The following is a 16217-nucleotide window of genomic DNA, read 5'->3' on the forward strand; positions in this document are numbered from 1 at the left end:
TATATTAGTTACGAATCAGATTTAATCGATCTCCGGGTTCCAGTTTCCATTGATCTGAAAGTCCCGCGTTCACCTCTAAAACATATTGTGCGGGTTCATTAGAAGGGATCGTTTCCAGGCTATGGGGTTTTGCATCTTTTCCTATGCTGACCACTTTTAAATCACTATCAAGAAAGATAAGGTCTAAAGGAATGTTGGTGTTCTTCATATAGAAGCCTCGTTGTGCTTCGGTGTCGAAAATGAACAACATGCCTCTGTTTTCCTGAAGGCTTTGGCGATACATCAACCCTGTTTCCCTCTGGTAGGTGTCATCGGCTATTTCTACCTCCAGATGAGCCAGGGTATCACCACTGGTGTTAGTCAAATAAACTTCCCCTTCTTTTTTGAATTCAATAAGCTGGGTGTTTACCTGCTTTCCCGGAGATTTCATTTCCTCTTTACAGCCTATAAAAAAGCCTCCCAAAAGAAGGAGGCTTAGTAATGAATATTTTCGAACCATTAGTTTACACGGTTTTTGGTTGACGGCCGGAACATAAAATAGAATCCTGCCAGTATGAATGGGATACTAAGCCATTGACCGGTATTAAGAACCCAGTTCACTCTTTCGCCTACTTGAGGTTCTTTAATGAACTCCACAAAGAACCTTACGGTCCAAAGCAGCACCAGGAATAATCCGAAGAGATATCCCAGTTTATTCCTTTTTTCGGTCTTCCAGTAAGTTAGCCATAAAATTATAAATACAACAAGGTAGCAGGCAGATTCATATAATTGTGCAGGGTGCCTTGCAAAATCTTCTCCTAGTTTTGTGAAAACCACTCCATAGTCACTACCTGTAGGTTTTCCAACGATCTCCGAGTTCATGAAGTTTCCTATTCTTACAAAGATCCCTCCGGAAGCTACCGGAACTACGATCCTGTCAAGTATCCAAAGCACCGGCTTTTTAAGAACGTTTCGGCTGTACATATACATGGCGATGATTACACCGATAGCGGCTCCGTGGCTGGCGAGTCCTCTGAAGCCTGTGAATTCAAATTCAGGTTCAAATCTAACAGGAAGAAAGATCTCTAAAAGGTGATGCTGAAAATAATCCCAATCATAGAAGATCACGTGACCTAAGCGGGCACCTATCAAAATTGAAAGAACCATATAAATGAACAGGGAATCCAGTTTTTCAAGAGAAACACCTTCGCGTTTAAAAATGTTCTTCATTAGATACCATCCCAGCGTGAAGGCGATCACGAACATTAAACTGTAATAGTGAATAGTGAAGAATCCCAGGTCAATTCCTTCAGAAGGATTCCAATAGAAAACATTTAAGAGCATGTAGTAAATTTAAGGTTGGATCGTAAAGATAAGTAAAAGCTTAATTTCCCAAATTACTTTTCCTTCGGAAGTTTTTCGGGTACGGGATCATATCCCGATCCTCCCCAGGGATTGCAGCTTGCAATTCTTTTTATGGAAAGCCAGCCGCCTTTAAATGCTCCATGTTTTTTAAGAGCTTCTAAAGAGTATTGAGAACAAGTGGGGGAGTAGCGACAAGTGGCCGGAGTAAAAGGGGAGATGAAATTCTGGTAGAATTTCACCATCCCTATTAACGGATATGAAAGCCACTTTTTGATCGCCATATGTCCTTTATTGTATTACGAAATGGAGAAGGAAGTTCCTTCTTTTCCATCTTTCAGCTGAATTCCCAGTTCAAGGAGTTCGTCTCGTATTTTGTCACTGGTTGCAAAGTCTTTATTTGCACGTGCTTCAGCTCTTAGTTTGATCAACAGTTCTACGGTGCCTGAAAGTTTATTTCCGGCATCGTCATCGGCTGCTTCGGTATCCTGTAACCCTAATACGTCAAAAATGAAACTGCTCATAACAGCTTTTAGTTCCTGAAGATCCCCTTCGGTTATCTTGCCTTTGCCTTCATTGATCACATTAATTTGCTTAACGGCGTCAAAAAGTTGCGCGATCAGGATAGGGCTGTTGAAATCATCGTTCATGGCGTCATAGCATTTCTGCTTCCATTCGGCTAAGTTGAATGATGATTCTGCTGAAGGATTAAGTTCGTCAATAAGATGGTAGGCATCCATGAGACGGTAGAATCCTTTTTCACTGGCCAATAAAGCTTCATTCGAGAAATCCAGGATGCTTCGGTAGTGTGCCTGAAGCATAAAGAATCTCGCTACAGAAGGATGGAATCCTTTTTCAAGGTTCGGATTATTTCCAGTGAAGATCTCATTTGGGAGTATATTATTACCGGTGCTTTTTGCCATTTTCTTACCATTAAGGGTAAGCATGTTCGCATGCATCCAGTAATTCACGGGGTTCTTCCCGGTAGCAGCTTCTCCCTGGGCGATCTCACATTCGTGGTGCGGGAATTTAAGATCCATTCCGCCTCCGTGAATATCAAATTCTTCACCCAGATATTTTGAGCTCATCACGGTACATTCCAAATGCCATCCTGGGAAACCGTCACTCCACGGGGAGGGCCATCTCATAATGTGTTGTGGTTCGGCTTTTTTCCAAAGCGCGAAGTCCTGCGGATTTTTCTTGTCGCTTTGTGCGGCAAGTTCCCGGGTATTCGGGATCATGTCTTCCAGCTTTCTTCCGCTTAATCTTCCGTAATCATGAGTTTCGTTGAATTTTAAAACGTCAAAATAAACTGACCCGTTCGCTTCATAAGCGAATCCTTTTTCAATGATCTCCTTAATGATCTCTATCTGCTCAACAATATGACCTGTAGCCGTTGGTTCAATACTTGGCGGAAGGTTGTTGAATTTTTGAAGGATGTTATGGAAGTCGACCGTATAGCGCTGTACCACCTCCATGGGCTCGATCTGTTCCAGTCTTGCCTTTTTAGCGATCCGGTCCTCACCCGAATCTGCATCATTTTCTAAATGGCCGGCGTCGGTAATATTTCTTACGTAGCGCACTTTGTAACCCAGGTGTTTCAGGTAACGAAATACCAGGTCAAAAGAAATGAAGGTGCGGCAGTTTCCTAAATGCACGTTGCTGTATACGGTTGGACCGCACACATACATTCCAACATTCCCTTCATTTATTGGAGTAAAGATTTCTTTTTCGCCCGAAATTGAATTGTAGATCTTTAATTCCTGCTCTTTATAAAGTGCCATAAGTAAGTTTTAAAACTTGGGTTAAAAGTCGGTTTCCAGGTTGATGTAATCAAGAAAATCACGTCTTGCTTCAGGGTCTTTGAAACGTCCGCCATATTCGCTGGTTACTGTGCTGCTTTCAACATCGCGAATTCCGCGGCTGTTCACGCACAAATGCTTAGCATCGATAACGCAGGCAACATCTTCTGTGCCCAATACTTCCTGAAGTTCTTTTACGATCTGCATGGTCAATCTTTCCTGAACCTGAGGTCTCTTTGCGTAATAATCTACGATACGGTTCATTTTTGAAAGACCAACCACAGTTCCGTTAGAGATATATCCAACGTGGGCTTTTCCAACAATAGGAAGCAGGTGGTGTTCGCAGGTAGAATAAAGAGTGATATTCTTTTCCACCAGCATCTCACCGTATTTATATTTGTTCTGAAAAGTTGATGCTTTAGGTTTAACCTGAGGATGTAAACCTCCGAAGATCTCATTTACGAACATTTTAGCTACTCGTTTAGGAGTTCCTTTAAGGCTGTCATCTGTAAGATCCAAACCTAAGGTTTCCATGATATTTTTAACATCCTTTTGAATAAGCTCGATCTTTTCAGCGTCTGATTTGTCAAAGGCGTCTTTACGCATAGGAGTATCAGTATTCGGGCTTACAAAAGCATCTCCCATCTCATCAATGGCCTCGTCTATATTGTCTTTTTTCATATTAAATTGTAATGAACAGTCAGTTTTAGGCTTGCAAAGATACAATTTATAACCCTTTTTTGATAATAAGGGAGGAATGGGTATCTCCTTTTTATTTAATTTTTAAGAATAAAAAAAGAGCAGCTGTGAATAGCTGCTCTTTTCAGACTCATTTATGGTTTAAATTCCAAAGCTCAGGGAAAGTATGAAATTAGAATTTTTTCTATCTGTAAAGGCTCTGTCGGTTAACCCTGTTGAGTATAAACGAGGGTTTTTGTCTTTTTCGAAAGCTTCATAAGCAAAATCTAATTTGATATTTCCGAAGTCATAACCCAGTCCAAGCGAATATCCGTTTAGATCACCTATATCTGCTGAAGCTTCCTCATTATATGGACTTTCTTCAAAACGATATCCTCCTCGCAGGCTCCATCTTTCAATCCTGTATTCCCCACCAAGTCTGAATGTGGAGGCTCCTTTTAATTCAGCTTCCATAATGTCATTTTGAAGAGCAAACTGCGGATCGTCCTTGGGTTTGAATTTGGTATTTGAGTAATCTTTATAAGAATAGTCAAAACTTAAGATTCCGCGGTTTCCGAAGAGATACGCTAAACTTGCGTTGAATTTTGAAGGAGTTTGCAATTCGTAATCAGGGTAGATATTAATGATATTAGGATCAACTACTGCCGATCCTGCGGCATCGCTAAATGTTTCCAAATATTGAGTGGTTTCTTCTGAAATATTATACCAGGTGGGTGATTCATAAGCCAAACCGGCTCTAACATTTTCTCCAAGTTTTGCCAAACCTCCAAGTTGAACACTAAAACCACTTCCCAGGGTGCTTAACCTGTCTTCAAAATAAATTTCATTGATGTCGCTGCCGGGATTATTGTTCAATTCTGAAAGGATCGTAACCCTGTCGTAGTTTATAAAATGCGTATTTAAATTGATTCCCAGATACAGAAAATCCTGGTATTGGGTGGCGAAGTTGAAAGAGAATTTTCCATTCAGCCCATTTGCTGAATAAGTGTATTGCTGATCAAAAGTTCCCGGGGCTACTGCTGAAAAATACCGGGTATTGTTCAGATCTTCAGGATCCTCGGCATTAATGATGAACCCCTGATATCCTAACATTGCCTGTTGGGCGGCAAAGCCTTCATTTTCTCCAAGGTAGGAGTATAACTCACTTATAGTTTCATTATTTGAGGAATCATCTGGATCATTTATAGGTACAAGTAGATCAAGTGGAATACCTTGAGCATATTCTAAAAAATATTGGTCAATAGATCGATTATTGTCACCCGCAGCTACAAAATCATCCTCAAAATTCGAAGTTTTGGAATAATTGAAGGCCAGGGTGAACTTTTTCCAGGCAGCGCTCTCATCGCGGTTATTGAATACGAAAGCAGCACCGGCCTGTCCAAGGTCAAAGTCTGAATTTGAATTACTGCTGAAACCGTTCATGAACTGAACCTCATTATCTGCATTTTCGAAGTCTGCCGTGAAGCTCACGGTACTGTTCAGGAATACGGCTGATCCTGCCGGATTGATATCAAGAGAGGAAAGATCTCCTCCCAGGGCACCAAAGGCTCCGCTCATTGCCCGGTATCTCGCCGTTCCGTATAGATCGGAAGTCGAGTAACGGGTTGCATCTGAGATATTTTGAGCCTCCATAGTCATTGTAAAAATGGCTATGGAGGCAAAAAGTAATTTTTTCATATTCACTGGTTTTCAGTAATTAGTTTCCTCGGCCGCGGTTAGATCGTGAAGATCCACTGCTTCCGGATGACCTGCTGCTGGAAGAGGATGATCGTACCGAACTATTATTTCCGGAAGATCTTGAGCTTCTTCTTACAGAAGAATTGTTGCTTCTGGAGCGGTTCGTTCTAACCTGGGTGGAATTCGTTGACCTACGGTTTGTGTTATAAGTGGAATTACTTCTTCTTTGGACACCAGAATCATAATTCACACGTCTTGAACGTGTTTGATAAGTTCTTTCATCATAATTACTTCTGGCTCTCACATTCCTGGGATTAGTATATCTTCCGGTACGGGTAGAACGGGCGTCAAGGCGGGTTCTGTTAGATCTGTAATCTGAATAAGAATCTCTTCGGGTGTTATAAGCTGTATAACCGTCTCTTCTGGAAGTATTATAAGCGACATTTCGATGATTGTAGTAAGGGTGGTATCGATTATATGGATGGTAATAACTTCCGTAGCCATATCTGTAATGCGGATAACCATACCACCAGCTGTTCCAACCATAACTCCAGCCTATGCTAAATCTCCATGAGTTATAGTGATAAGGGTAATATCCATACCCGTAATAATATCCCGGGTAATAGAAAGGATCATAAAATCCTGCGTAATAGGGATTGTAGTACCGTGGGTAGAACGGATCGTTGTAAATATTGATGGAAATCTCATCAGGATCTGATCCCCATGCAGCCTGGCCTATTGAGTAGTCTAAACCTTCTTGGTCGTAAGTGTCATCGTATGCTCCTGAATTGTAGCTTTCAATATCAGTAAAAATGGCTCCTTCTTCAGGAACATTCCCGAACTGGTCAGCTTTCTCGGCAAATAATTGTTGGTAGTACAGAGCGTTTTCGTAAGACTCCTCATAATCATTAGCAGTATAGGCCTCATTTTGGTTCGAGGAATATATCCCGTCATCCTCGTACCCGGCATACTGGTAAGAGCTACAGGATGCTAATAATAAAAGAGCGCTGAACGAAAATAATACAGCTCTAAAAGTAAAAAGAGTGTAATATCGTTTCATGGCTTCGATTTTATTATTGAACAATGTATAAAAATAGTTAGTTTTGCGCTAATATATCTATTACTAATAAGGCGCAAGATTTGTGCCAAATACAAGGCGATGGCAAAGAACTTAACAACGCGAGAAGAGGATTATTCCAAATGGTATAATGAATTGGTAGTCAAAGCGAACCTTGCAGAGAACTCTGCGGTGAGAGGATGTATGGTGATCAAGCCATATGGATACGCTATCTGGGAGAAAATGCAGGCTCAATTAGACAAGATGTTCAAGGAGACAGGACATGAAAATGCTTATTTCCCGTTGTTTGTTCCAAAAAGCCTTTTTGAAGCTGAAGAAAAGAATGCTGAAGGATTTGCTAAAGAATGCGCGGTCGTTACTCATTATCGCCTTAAGACAGATCCTGAAGATAAAACCAAGCTTATTGTAGATCCCGATGCGAAGCTGGAAGAGGAATTGGTGGTTAGGCCAACTTCCGAAGCGATCATCTGGAGCACTTATAAAGGTTGGATACAATCATATAGGGATCTTCCTATCCTTGTGAATCAATGGGCTAACGTGGTACGTTGGGAGATGAGAACACGTCTTTTCTTAAGAACCGCAGAATTTTTATGGCAGGAAGGCCACACCGCTCATGCTACCAAAGCGGAAGCTTTGGCTGAAACCGAGCAGATGAATAATGTCTATGCTGAATTTGCGGAATCGTTTATGGCTATGCCGGTCATAAAAGGTCGTAAAACTGAATCGGAGCGTTTTGCCGGAGCAGAAGACACTTATTGTATAGAAGCCCTGATGCAGGATGGAAAAGCCCTTCAGGCAGGGACCTCTCATTTCCTTGGTCAAAATTTTGCAAAGGCATTTGATGTGAAGTTCGCTTCAAAAGAAGGAAATCTGGAGCATGTTTGGGCTACGTCCTGGGGAGTGTCTACCAGACTAATGGGAGCGTTGGTTATGACTCATAGTGATGATCACGGACTTGTGTTGCCTCCAAACCTTGCGCCTATTCAGGTTGTGATCGTTCCAATTTACAAAGGAGAGGAGCAATTGGGTCAAATTTCTGAGGTTGCTAATAAACTGGCTTCAGATCTTAGAGCTAAAGGAATTTCAGTGAAGTATGACGACAGGGATACTCAAAAACCGGGATGGAAGTTCGCTCAGTACGAATTGCAGGGAGTTCCTGTAAGAATAGCGATAGGTCCTAAGGATCTTGAAAAAGGTTCTGTGGAGCTTGCTAGAAGGGATACTTTGAAAAAAGAGTTTGTAGCCCAGGATGACGTTGTGAGCAAGGTTGAGGGTCTAATGACCGAGATCCAGGAAAATTTATACGAAAGAGCAAATTCTTTCAGAAAAGAACATACTACCAGCGTAGATTCCTTTGAGGAGTTTAAGAAGGTTTTAAAGGAAAAAGGTGGCTTTATTTCAGCGCATTGGGATGGCACTGCAGAGACCGAAGCAAAGATCAAAGAAATGACAAAAGCAACTATCAGATTAATTCCTTTTAATGAAGAAAAAGAGGCGGGAGCCTGTGTATTAACTGGTAAGCCGTCTGAGCAGAGAGTGTTGTTCGCGAAGGCATATTAAATTTTCAAAAAAAAATTGTTGAACATTTGCGGCATTGAAAAATAGTTGTATTTTTGCATCCGCAATTAAGAAATAATTGGTCCGTTCGTCTAGGGGTTAGGACGCCAGGTTTTCATCCTGGTAACAGGGGTTCGATTCCCCTACGGACTACGAAAGGTTTGCAAGTCGTGTAAACCAACTTTGAAATAATAATTGGTCCGTTCGTCTAGGGGTTAGGACGCCAGGTTTTCATCCTGGTAACAGGGGTTCGATTCCCCTACGGACTACTGAAAAAGAATTAATTTAATATTAGTGTAATGGCAAATCATAAGTCAGCGTTGAAGAGAATACGTAGCAATGAGACTAAGCGTCTTAGAAACCGCTACCAGCATAAAACTACAAGGAACGCCATCAAGAAGTTACGTGAGGCTGAGAAGCAGGAGGCTGAGAGTTTGTTCCCTACAGTAGTTTCTATGATCGACAAATTAGCGAAACGCAACATTATTCATGATAATAAAGCCGCTAACCTTAAAGCAAGTTTAGCTAAGCACGTAGCTGCGCTTTAGTATTATAGTGTTCAATTTATAGGTGAATGCCTTTCGTTTTCTAACGGAAGGCATTTTTCGTATGCGGTTTTGTGAAAGTTCTAAATTCTCTAGCTCTGATCTTACAGCTGTCCTGATGGTTTTGGTTTCCTTTACTTTTTTGAGTGCTTAGTTAGTTGAGAGGTTTAATAAGGCTTTTTTACAGCTTCGGGGTTTGATAGGAAGCAGCAAAGTCATCTAGTGAATATATTTGAATAGAAAGCCCTGGAATACGATCAAAAAAAATCCGGACTGTTTGAGTCCGGATTTTGTTATTTTAAAAAGAGGTTCTTTTTACCCGTTCATGGATATTAGGAACTCTTCGTTATTTCTGGTTTGCTTGATGCGATCGTTAATGAATTCCATCGCTTCAACCGGATTCATATCTGCCAGGTATTTACGAAGCACCCACATTCTTTGCAGGGTGTTTTCGTCAAGCAAGATATCATCACGTCTGGTGCTTGAAGAAGTAAGGTCAATAGCAGGGAATATTCTTCTGTTAGCGATCTTTCTGTCTAACTGAAGTTCCATGTTACCGGTACCTTTGAATTCTTCAAAGATCACCTCGTCCATTTTAGATCCTGTTTCAGTAAGAGCCGTAGCGATTATTGAAAGAGATCCGCCGTTTTCGATATTTCGGGCAGCACCAAAGAACCTTTTTGGTTTGTGAAGCGCGTTTGCGTCTACACCACCACTTAATACTTTACCGCTGGCAGGCTGTACGGTGTTATAAGCTCTGGCAAGTCGAGTGATGGAGTCAAGAAGGATCACTACGTCGTGACCGCATTCTACCATCCTCTTAGCTTTTTCCAAAACGATGTTCGCTACTCTTACGTGTTCATGTGCTTCTTTGTCAAAAGTTGAAGCTACAACTTCACCTTTTACGTTACGCTGCATGTCTGTAACCTCTTCAGGACGCTCATCGATCAAAAGAATGATTTGATACACTTCAGGATGGTTCGCTGCGATTGCATTCGCGATATCCTTAAGAAGCATTGTTTTACCTGTTTTAGGCTGAGAAACGATCATACCTCTTTGTCCTTTTCCAATAGGGGAGAACAGGTCAATGATCCTGGTGGATACAGTGCTTTGACGTTCAGCGACATTGAACTTTTCCTGTGGGAAAAGAGGAGTGAGGTGTTCAAAAGAAACCCTATCTCTTACCACTTGCGGATCCAGTCCGTTGATCTTGTTGATCTTGATAAGCGGGAAATATTTTTCTCCTTCTTTTGGAGGTCTTACCTGTCCAAGAACAGTATCCCCGGTCTTTAATCCGAATAAACGGATCTGTGACTGAGACACATAAATATCATCAGGAGATGATAAATACATATAATCTGAAGATCTCAGGAAGCCGTAACCATCCTGCATGATGTCCAGTACGCCTTCACTTTCAATGATGGCATCAAACTCATAATCAGGTTCTTTGTAGCGGTTTCGGTTATCGCGATTTCCATTGTCACGGTTCCCGCTGTCACGGTTTCCGCTGTCGCGGTTATCGCGGTTGCTGTTATCTTTTTGGGGCTTGGTGTCTTTGGGTCGATTATCCTTTCTGGTATCTTTTTGCGGATTCCTGTTGGAATTATCGTTCTTAGAAGAAGGTTTTTTAGAGTCATCTCTTTTTGGGTGCTCTTTCCTTTTTTCTGAAGAATCCTTTTGGCGAGGGTGTTGTTTAGAGGATTCTTTTTGATCCTTATTATCCGCTTCTTTTTTATCGGCTACTGGTGCCGAAGAAGATTTTTCCTTGTCGTCACTTGATTTAATTCTTGGCTTATGCTGCTTTTTGGCAGATTTCTTTTCTTCCTGCTCAGGTTGCTTTTTATCGTCATCGATAAGAGCCTCCTGCACCTTTTTAGGGTTGGCAGCCTGATAATCAAGAATTTGGTATACCAAATCCAGCTTTTTTTGAGTGCGGTATTTTGGTACGCGTAGGGTTTTGGCTATTTCCTGAAGTTCAGGCAGCTTTTTAGCCTTTAATTCTGAAATTTCAAACATGAATGTTTTTGAATAAAAATTTGTCTTTGGTTTAATTAACCTTTTCGAGGAAGAATCGAAAAAATTATTTGGAGTCTAAGTAACCCTTATTGAATTGGTTACGCATCGATACTGCAATTATACAATTTTATTTTAATATTTTAGATATGGTTTCTAAAAAGAATCTTTATTTTTGTGCCTTTCAGAAACGAAATTATGTTGCAACGAATTCAAACTATCTATCTTTTTCTGGCCGCTTTGGTGAGTGCGGGATTGATTTTTGTATTCAGTATTGGAGAAAATAATGCAGGTGAAGCTGTATTCGCTCAGGACATTCTTTTAGTGTTTGGCCTGTTTCTGGCTTCAGCAGCACTTTCTTTGGTAACTATATTTTTATTTAAGAATAGAAAGCTTCAGTTCGTACTGGGGCGACTCAATATAATATTAAACTTAATTTTACTAGGATTATTTGTCTATTGGTCCCTAAACATATCTGGAGAGAGTAACATCTCAGAGAAAGGTATTGGGATGCTGATTCCTATCATTTCTATCGTTTTTTTAGTGCTGGCCAATAAGGCTATCAAAAAGGATGAGGATCTTGTAAAATCTGTGGACCGACTGCGATAAACCTTTCATCTTAGTAGTATTAGTGCGTAAAAACCCGAAGTGAAAACTTCGGGTTTTTTTGTGGTTTATTTCTTTTGAAAGATCCTGCTGAAATTACCTTTTTCCCAACTCAATAACCTCCAGGTCCTTGATCTCCTTTTTGTCGATCTTGAATCTTAACATGGTCCTTACCTGATGAAACCCCTGTTTTCCTGCTGCTCCGGGATTCATGTGCAATAGGTTCAGTTTTTTGTCGTGCATCACCTTTAAAATATGCGAATGACCGGAAATAAAAATGTCAGGAGGGTCATTTTTAATGTCTTCTTTTACCGCCGGGGAGTACCTGCCTGGATAGCCTCCAATATGGGTGATCCAGACATCAACTTCTTCACATTTAAACCGGTTGTTTAAAGGGAATTCTTTCCTAATGCTACCGCCGTCAATGTTCCCGAAAACTGCTTTTAATGGTTTGATCTTTTTTAGGGCGTCACTCACTTCGATAGTTCCAATATCTCCTGCGTGCCATATCTCGTCGGCTTCGTCGGCGTACGATTTTATACGATCGTCAATGTGTCCATGGGTGTCACTTAACAGGAGTATCTTTTTCATTGGTAAATTTTATGTGATGATTAGAAATCTATAACAGCCATGAGATGGGCGGTTGCGTATAATGGCTTATCTTTGTTTCTTCAACCGTAAAAGTAAAAATTTAGATTGAGATATTTCTTGGAGCTGGCATACTTCGGAAAGGCCTATCATGGCTGGCAACGTCAACCCGATGCTGCCTCGGTGCAGGAAGTGGCTGAAAATGCCCTTAGTACCCTGCTTCAGAAAAAGATCGAGATCGTAGGTGCGGGCAGGACAGATGCCGGGGTGCATGCGAGTCAGCTGTATGCGCATTTTGATGTGGAGGAAAAGTTACCTGAAAATATGATTTTCAGGATCAATTCTTTACTTCCGAAGGATATTGCGGCAGTAGAGTTATTTGAAGTTCAGCCTGAAGCTCATGCAAGATTTGACGCTACGGCCCGCAGTTATGAATATCATATTGTGCAGAAGAAGAACGTGTTTCAAATTAACACTGCTTACTGGGTGAAAAAAGATTTGGATGTCGAAAAGATGAATGAGGGTGCTAAAATTTTACTGGAATACAAGAACTTTAAATGTTTTTCGAGGTCACGAACAGATGTGAGAACCTATAACTGTGAGATCTCACACGCTTACTGGGAAAAGACCACAAGCGGACTGGTTTTTCATATCAAGGCTGACAGGTTTCTTCGCAATATGGTAAGAGCTATCGTAGGAACGCTCTTAGAAATAGGGCTGGGGAAAATGCATGTGCAGGAAATGCATACGATTATACAAAGTGAGAGCAGGAGTGAGGCAGGAGCCTCTGTGCCAGCACATGGTTTGTTTTTAACTAAAATAGAATATCCAAAAAGCATATTTAATTAATGGCTGCATCAACAGGAAACGCGTTTGATTTTAAACTTTTCAAGAGACTTCTTGAATATACCAATGCTTACAAATGGACCTTCTATTTTGTAGGTGTCGCGGCTGTTTTACTTTCCTTTTTTGCGGTTTTGCGTCCCTACTTACTGCAAGTTACCATTGATAATTCAATCGTACCGCAGGACAATGATCAGTTGATCTTCTATATCTCTTTAATGGGGGGTATTTTGATGTTGGAGGTTATCTTCCAGTTCCTTTTCATCTATTTTGCTAACTGGCTTGGTCAGGAAGTTATTCGCGATATCCGGGTGAATTTATTCGAGCATATGCTTGAGTTTAAAATGAAATATTTTGATAATTCGGCGGTCGGGAGACTGGTAACGCGTGCGGTAAGTGATATTGAAACCATAGCGAGTATCTTCAGCCAGGGATTGTTCATGATCATTAGTGACCTTCTAAAGATGATCGTAGTTCTAGGATTCATGTTCTACCAAAGCTGGAAACTTACATTATTGGTTCTCTTGATACTTCCTTTCATTTTATATGCGACGCGTGTATTTCAGAAAAAGATGAAACTGGCGTTCGAGGAAGTGCGAACACAAGTTGCCAACTTGAATACCTTTGTGCAGGAGCGTATTACCGGAATGAAGATCGTCCAGTTGTTCACCCGGGAGGAAAGAGAATATGAGAAGTTTAAAGAGATAAATGACAAGCATAGGAAAGGCTGGATTAAAACGGTATGGTATAACTCCATTTTCTTTCCTATTGCCGAAATGTCCACCTCTATAACTATTGGTTTGATCGTTTGGTATGGAGGATTGCGCGTGATGGCCGGGAGTGAAGCGATCACTTTAGGGGTGATCGTTGCCTTCATTGAGTTGAGTCAGATGTTGTTCAGGCCGCTAAGGCAGATCGCTGATAAATTCAATACCCTTCAAATGGGAATGGTGGCAGCTAACCGCGTTTTCGGGATCCTGGATACCAAGGCTTCGATTGCCGATAATGGTACTCTAGAGATCGATCACCTTAAAGGGGAAATAGAATTTGAAAATGTGCATTTTGGATACATCGAAAAAGAAGAGGTTTTGAAAGGTATCTCCTTTAAAGCGCAGGAAGGTGAAACAGTGGCGATTGTAGGTGCTACAGGTGCCGGGAAATCAACTATTATCAATCTTTTGAACCGTTCTTACGAGATCTGGGATGGTCGTATTCTTATCGACGGTGTTGATACCAAGGATATCACTTTAAGATCCCTTCGTTCACAAATTGCCATCGTATTGCAGGATGTATTTCTCTTTGCAGATACAATTTTGAATAATATTACTTTAAATCATCCGGAGATCACTAAAGAAACGGTAGTGCAGGCAGCCAAAGATATTGGGGTGCACGAATTTATTTCAAGTCTGCCGGGAGGCTATGATTACAATGTTAAGGAACGTGGGGTTATGCTTTCTTCAGGACAGCGTCAATTGATCGCGTTTTTGAGAGCCTACGTAAGTAATCCGAGTATACTTGTTCTGGATGAGGCTACTTCTTCTGTTGATTCATACAGCGAACAATTGATCCAGGATGCGACCGATAAGATTACACAAGGACGTACTTCTATAGTTATTGCCCATAGGTTGGCTACGGTTAAAAAAGCTGATAAAATATTAGTAATGGATGCCGGGAAAATAGTAGAAATGGGCACACACCATGAGCTACTTCAAAAAACGGATGGTTACTATAAAAAGTTATACGAAGTGCAGTTCATGCAAGAGGAAGAAACCTTATAGGCTAGACTAGATCTGCCTGTAATTTTCTGATGAGTTCTTCCCTGTCTTCAAACATCACGAATTCTCCGTCCTGAATATAGGATATCTGGCCGGTTTCCTCACTGACTACCAGTGCCAGGGCATCGGTTTTTTCGGTGATCCCTACTGCGGCCCGGTGTCGAAGTCCAAATCTTAAAGGAATGGTTCTGTCGTTGGAAACGGGTAATACCACACGAGTGGCGGTGATGTAGTTATCTTCAATGATGATCGCGCCATCGTGAAGAATACTGTTCTTGTAAAAAATAGATTCAATGATCGGCTGATTGACCAGGATCTTCATATTGTCTCCTGTGTTCTTCACAAAATCCAGGCTGGTACTTTTTTGAATGACGATCAGGGCTCCGGTATTTTGCTTACCCATGTTTTCACAGGCACGCACAATGGCCTCCACATCATTAGGAGTTTCAAGGTCGTCCTTGATAAGTTTCAGTGTTTGAAGAAATTTTCGTCTACGAGCAAAATTGGTGGACCCGATCATAAGCAGAAACTTTCTGATCTCCTGCTGAAAAACCACGATCAGTGCGAACATTCCCACTCCTATGAACTCTCCCAGCACATTGCTCAGCATTTCCATCTGAAGTAACTGCGTAAGCTTCCAGACAAAATAGATGATCACGATTCCTATGAAAATGTTGACCGCGACCGTACCCTTTACCAGTTTGTATAAATAGTAGAGAAGGGCGGCTATAAGAACAATATCAACTATATCGAGGATGCGTAGATCTAAGAAGTCCAAGGATGTGCTTTTTGGTAAATGTAAAAAAATCTATGTTAGTTTTTCATTCGCTCGGTCAATTTCACACATTCCACTGCTTCTTTCACGTCATGAACCCTGATAATATTGGCTCCTTTCATCAAAGAAATAGTATTCAATACGGTGGTGCCGTTCAAAGCTTCTTCAGGGGTGGTCTGAAAAGTCTTGTAAATGAGGGATTTTCTTGAAAGTGCAGAAAGGATCGGGAGTTCAAGATTTTTAAGCAGTTCCAGTTTTGAAAGCAGTTCAAAGTTCTGGCTGATGTTCTTCGAAAATCCAAATCCGGGGTCAATGATAAGGTCGTTGATACCATGATCCTTCGCTTCGGCGGTCTTTTCAGAAAAATAATAGAGAATATCTTCTGCAAGGTCATTGTACTCATTGAGGTCCTTCATGGTTTGAGGGTTGCCACGCATATGCATCATGATGTAAGGAACCTGTACATCAGCGACGGTTTTCATCATTTTTGGGTCCAGACTTCCTGCGGAAATATCATTGACCATCGCAGCACCTGCTTCCACGCAATTTTTGGCGACATTACTTCGGAAGGTGTCCACGGAAAGAATGATGTCCGGAAAATTTTCAACCAATGACTCTATTACCGGAAGTATTCTTTTTAGCTCCTCTTCTTCGGTAATATCTGTAGCTCCAGGCCTGCTGCTATAGGCGCCTACGTCAATGAAATCTGCTCCTTCCTCGAGCATTTTTTCGGCATGAAGCAGGAATTCCATTTTAGTTTTTCGCTTTCCGCCGTCATAAAAAGAGTCGGGTGTAATATTGAGAATACCCATGACCTTTGGCGTGGTAAGATCGATTAATTGGCCCTTGCAGTTGATATACATTTAAAAGGATGGTTTTTTGAATGGAAAAATTAACTTTGACAATTCGAAATAAATC

Annotated in this window: 16 protein-coding genes and 2 tRNA genes; 7 read left to right on the forward strand and 11 right to left on the reverse strand. The window is 41.1% G+C overall.

The genetic code is table 11. The annotated features are described in order from the left end of the window. Window positions 1–4: 4 nt before the first annotated feature. From ACFQ1G_RS13515 to ACFQ1G_RS13545, 7 genes are all read right to left on the reverse strand, one after another. Window positions 5–499, reverse strand: coding sequence for a DUF192 domain-containing protein (locus ACFQ1G_RS13515; protein ID WP_380740390.1), 495 nt, complete (start codon window positions 497–499; stop codon window positions 5–7). Beyond that, complete coding sequence (gene lgt / locus ACFQ1G_RS13520) at window positions 499–1323, reverse strand: prolipoprotein diacylglyceryl transferase (RefSeq protein WP_380740392.1); 825 nt, start codon at window positions 1321–1323, stop codon at window positions 499–501. The genes ACFQ1G_RS13515 and lgt overlap by 1 nt, the downstream gene beginning before the upstream one ends. A 53-nt stretch (window positions 1324–1376) precedes the next feature. Beyond that, complete coding sequence (gene yidD / locus ACFQ1G_RS13525; protein ID WP_380740394.1) at window positions 1377–1625, reverse strand: membrane protein insertion efficiency factor YidD; 249 nt, start codon at window positions 1623–1625, stop codon at window positions 1377–1379. Between the two features lie 15 nt (window positions 1626–1640). Next, window positions 1641–3125 (reverse strand): cysteine--tRNA ligase, encoded by a 1485-nt coding sequence (gene cysS, locus ACFQ1G_RS13530; RefSeq protein WP_380740396.1) that lies wholly within the window; start codon window positions 3123–3125, stop codon window positions 1641–1643. A gap of 21 nt (window positions 3126–3146) precedes the next feature. Then, entirely contained in the window at window positions 3147–3824 is a 678-nt protein-coding gene (folE, locus tag ACFQ1G_RS13535; protein WP_380740398.1) for a GTP cyclohydrolase I FolE, read from the reverse strand. Window positions 3825–3983: 159 nt separating this feature from the next. Then, window positions 3984–5519 (reverse strand): OmpP1/FadL family transporter, encoded by a 1536-nt coding sequence (locus ACFQ1G_RS13540; protein WP_380740400.1) that lies wholly within the window; start codon window positions 5517–5519, stop codon window positions 3984–3986. A gap of 19 nt (window positions 5520–5538) precedes the next feature. After that, complete coding sequence (locus ACFQ1G_RS13545) at window positions 5539–6579, reverse strand: hypothetical protein (protein ID WP_380740402.1); 1041 nt, start codon at window positions 6577–6579, stop codon at window positions 5539–5541. A gap of 99 nt (window positions 6580–6678) precedes the next feature. On the opposite strand from ACFQ1G_RS13545, the gene proS reads away from it, so the two are divergent. From proS to rpsT, 4 genes are all read left to right on the forward strand, one after another. After that, the gene (gene proS / locus ACFQ1G_RS13550) at window positions 6679–8157 is read left to right on the forward strand and encodes a proline--tRNA ligase (RefSeq protein WP_380740404.1); all 1479 of its coding nucleotides are present in this window, start codon (window positions 6679–6681) and stop codon (window positions 8155–8157) included. A gap of 78 nt (window positions 8158–8235) precedes the next feature. Further along, window positions 8236–8307, forward strand: a tRNA-Glu gene (locus ACFQ1G_RS13555). Window positions 8308–8351: 44 nt separating this feature from the next. Further along, a tRNA-Glu gene (locus ACFQ1G_RS13560) sits at window positions 8352–8423 on the forward strand. 30 nt (window positions 8424–8453) lie between these two features. Next, entirely contained in the window at window positions 8454–8702 is a 249-nt protein-coding gene (rpsT, locus tag ACFQ1G_RS13565; protein WP_380740406.1) for a 30S ribosomal protein S20, read from the forward strand. A gap of 312 nt (window positions 8703–9014) precedes the next feature. Here the strand turns inward: rpsT and rho are convergent, their stop codons facing one another. Continuing rightward, window positions 9015–10715: a transcription termination factor Rho gene (gene rho, locus ACFQ1G_RS13570; protein ID WP_380740409.1), complete on the reverse strand. Its 1701-nt coding sequence runs from the start codon at window positions 10713–10715 to the stop codon at window positions 9015–9017. A gap of 195 nt (window positions 10716–10910) precedes the next feature. On the opposite strand from rho, the gene ACFQ1G_RS13575 reads away from it, so the two are divergent. Continuing rightward, complete coding sequence (locus tag ACFQ1G_RS13575) at window positions 10911–11321, forward strand: DUF4293 domain-containing protein (RefSeq protein ID WP_380740412.1); 411 nt, start codon at window positions 10911–10913, stop codon at window positions 11319–11321. A gap of 93 nt (window positions 11322–11414) precedes the next feature. Here the strand turns inward: ACFQ1G_RS13575 and ACFQ1G_RS13580 are convergent, their stop codons facing one another. After that, window positions 11415–11909: a metallophosphoesterase family protein gene (locus tag ACFQ1G_RS13580; protein WP_380740414.1), complete on the reverse strand. Its 495-nt coding sequence runs from the start codon at window positions 11907–11909 to the stop codon at window positions 11415–11417. A gap of 105 nt (window positions 11910–12014) precedes the next feature. Between ACFQ1G_RS13580 and truA the strand changes: the two genes are divergently transcribed. Continuing rightward, on the forward strand, window positions 12015–12755 hold the full coding sequence (gene truA / locus ACFQ1G_RS13585; protein ID WP_380740416.1) for a tRNA pseudouridine(38-40) synthase TruA: 741 nt from the start codon (window positions 12015–12017) through the stop codon (window positions 12753–12755). Continuing rightward, the gene (locus tag ACFQ1G_RS13590) at window positions 12755–14527 is read left to right on the forward strand and encodes an ABC transporter ATP-binding protein (RefSeq protein ID WP_380740418.1); all 1773 of its coding nucleotides are present in this window, start codon (window positions 12755–12757) and stop codon (window positions 14525–14527) included. Before truA ends, ACFQ1G_RS13590 begins: the two co-directional genes overlap by 1 nt. Window position 14528: 1 nt before the next feature. On the opposite strand, the gene cdaA is transcribed toward ACFQ1G_RS13590, so the two are convergent. Together cdaA and folP are read right to left on the reverse strand one after the other, a co-directional pair. After that, window positions 14529–15302: a diadenylate cyclase CdaA gene (cdaA, locus tag ACFQ1G_RS13595; RefSeq protein WP_380740420.1), complete on the reverse strand. Its 774-nt coding sequence runs from the start codon at window positions 15300–15302 to the stop codon at window positions 14529–14531. A 35-nt stretch (window positions 15303–15337) separates the two neighbouring features. After that, window positions 15338–16162: a dihydropteroate synthase gene (gene folP / locus ACFQ1G_RS13600; RefSeq protein ID WP_380740422.1), complete on the reverse strand. Its 825-nt coding sequence runs from the start codon at window positions 16160–16162 to the stop codon at window positions 15338–15340. Between the last annotated feature and the right edge of the window lie 55 nt (window positions 16163–16217).

Origin of the sequence: Salinimicrobium gaetbulicola, assembly GCF_042676025.1 — a bacterium.
In the GTDB taxonomy this organism is placed as follows: domain Bacteria; phylum Bacteroidota; class Bacteroidia; order Flavobacteriales; family Flavobacteriaceae; genus Salinimicrobium; species Salinimicrobium gaetbulicola.

Excerpts from the sequence above, each read along its gene's own strand:
- ACFQ1G_RS13515 (WP_380740390.1), bottom strand. The coding sequence starts at position 499 with ATGGTTCGAAAATATTCATTACTAAGCCTCCTTCTTTTGGGAGGCTTT.
- lgt (WP_380740392.1), bottom strand. The coding sequence starts at position 1,323 with ATGCTCTTAAATGTTTTCTATTGGAATCCTTCTGAAGGAATTGACCTG.
- yidD (WP_380740394.1), bottom strand. The coding sequence starts at position 1,625 with ATGGCGATCAAAAAGTGGCTTTCATATCCGTTAATAGGGATGGTGAAA.
- cysS (WP_380740396.1), bottom strand. The coding sequence starts at position 3,125 with ATGGCACTTTATAAAGAGCAGGAATTAAAGATCTACAATTCAATTTCG.
- folE (WP_380740398.1), bottom strand. The coding sequence starts at position 3,824 with ATGAAAAAAGACAATATAGACGAGGCCATTGATGAGATGGGAGATGCT.
- ACFQ1G_RS13540 (WP_380740400.1), bottom strand. The coding sequence starts at position 5,519 with ATGAAAAAATTACTTTTTGCCTCCATAGCCATTTTTACAATGACTATG.
- ACFQ1G_RS13545 (WP_380740402.1), bottom strand. The coding sequence starts at position 6,579 with ATGAAACGATATTACACTCTTTTTACTTTTAGAGCTGTATTATTTTCG.
- proS (WP_380740404.1), top strand. The coding sequence starts at position 6,679 with ATGGCAAAGAACTTAACAACGCGAGAAGAGGATTATTCCAAATGGTAT.
- rpsT (WP_380740406.1), top strand. The coding sequence starts at position 8,454 with ATGGCAAATCATAAGTCAGCGTTGAAGAGAATACGTAGCAATGAGACT.
- rho (WP_380740409.1), bottom strand. The coding sequence starts at position 10,715 with ATGTTTGAAATTTCAGAATTAAAGGCTAAAAAGCTGCCTGAACTTCAG.
- ACFQ1G_RS13575 (WP_380740412.1), top strand. The coding sequence starts at position 10,911 with ATGTTGCAACGAATTCAAACTATCTATCTTTTTCTGGCCGCTTTGGTG.
- ACFQ1G_RS13580 (WP_380740414.1), bottom strand. The coding sequence starts at position 11,909 with ATGAAAAAGATACTCCTGTTAAGTGACACCCATGGACACATTGACGAT.
- ACFQ1G_RS13590 (WP_380740418.1), top strand. The coding sequence starts at position 12,755 with ATGGCTGCATCAACAGGAAACGCGTTTGATTTTAAACTTTTCAAGAGA.
- folP (WP_380740422.1), bottom strand. The coding sequence starts at position 16,162 with ATGTATATCAACTGCAAGGGCCAATTAATCGATCTTACCACGCCAAAG.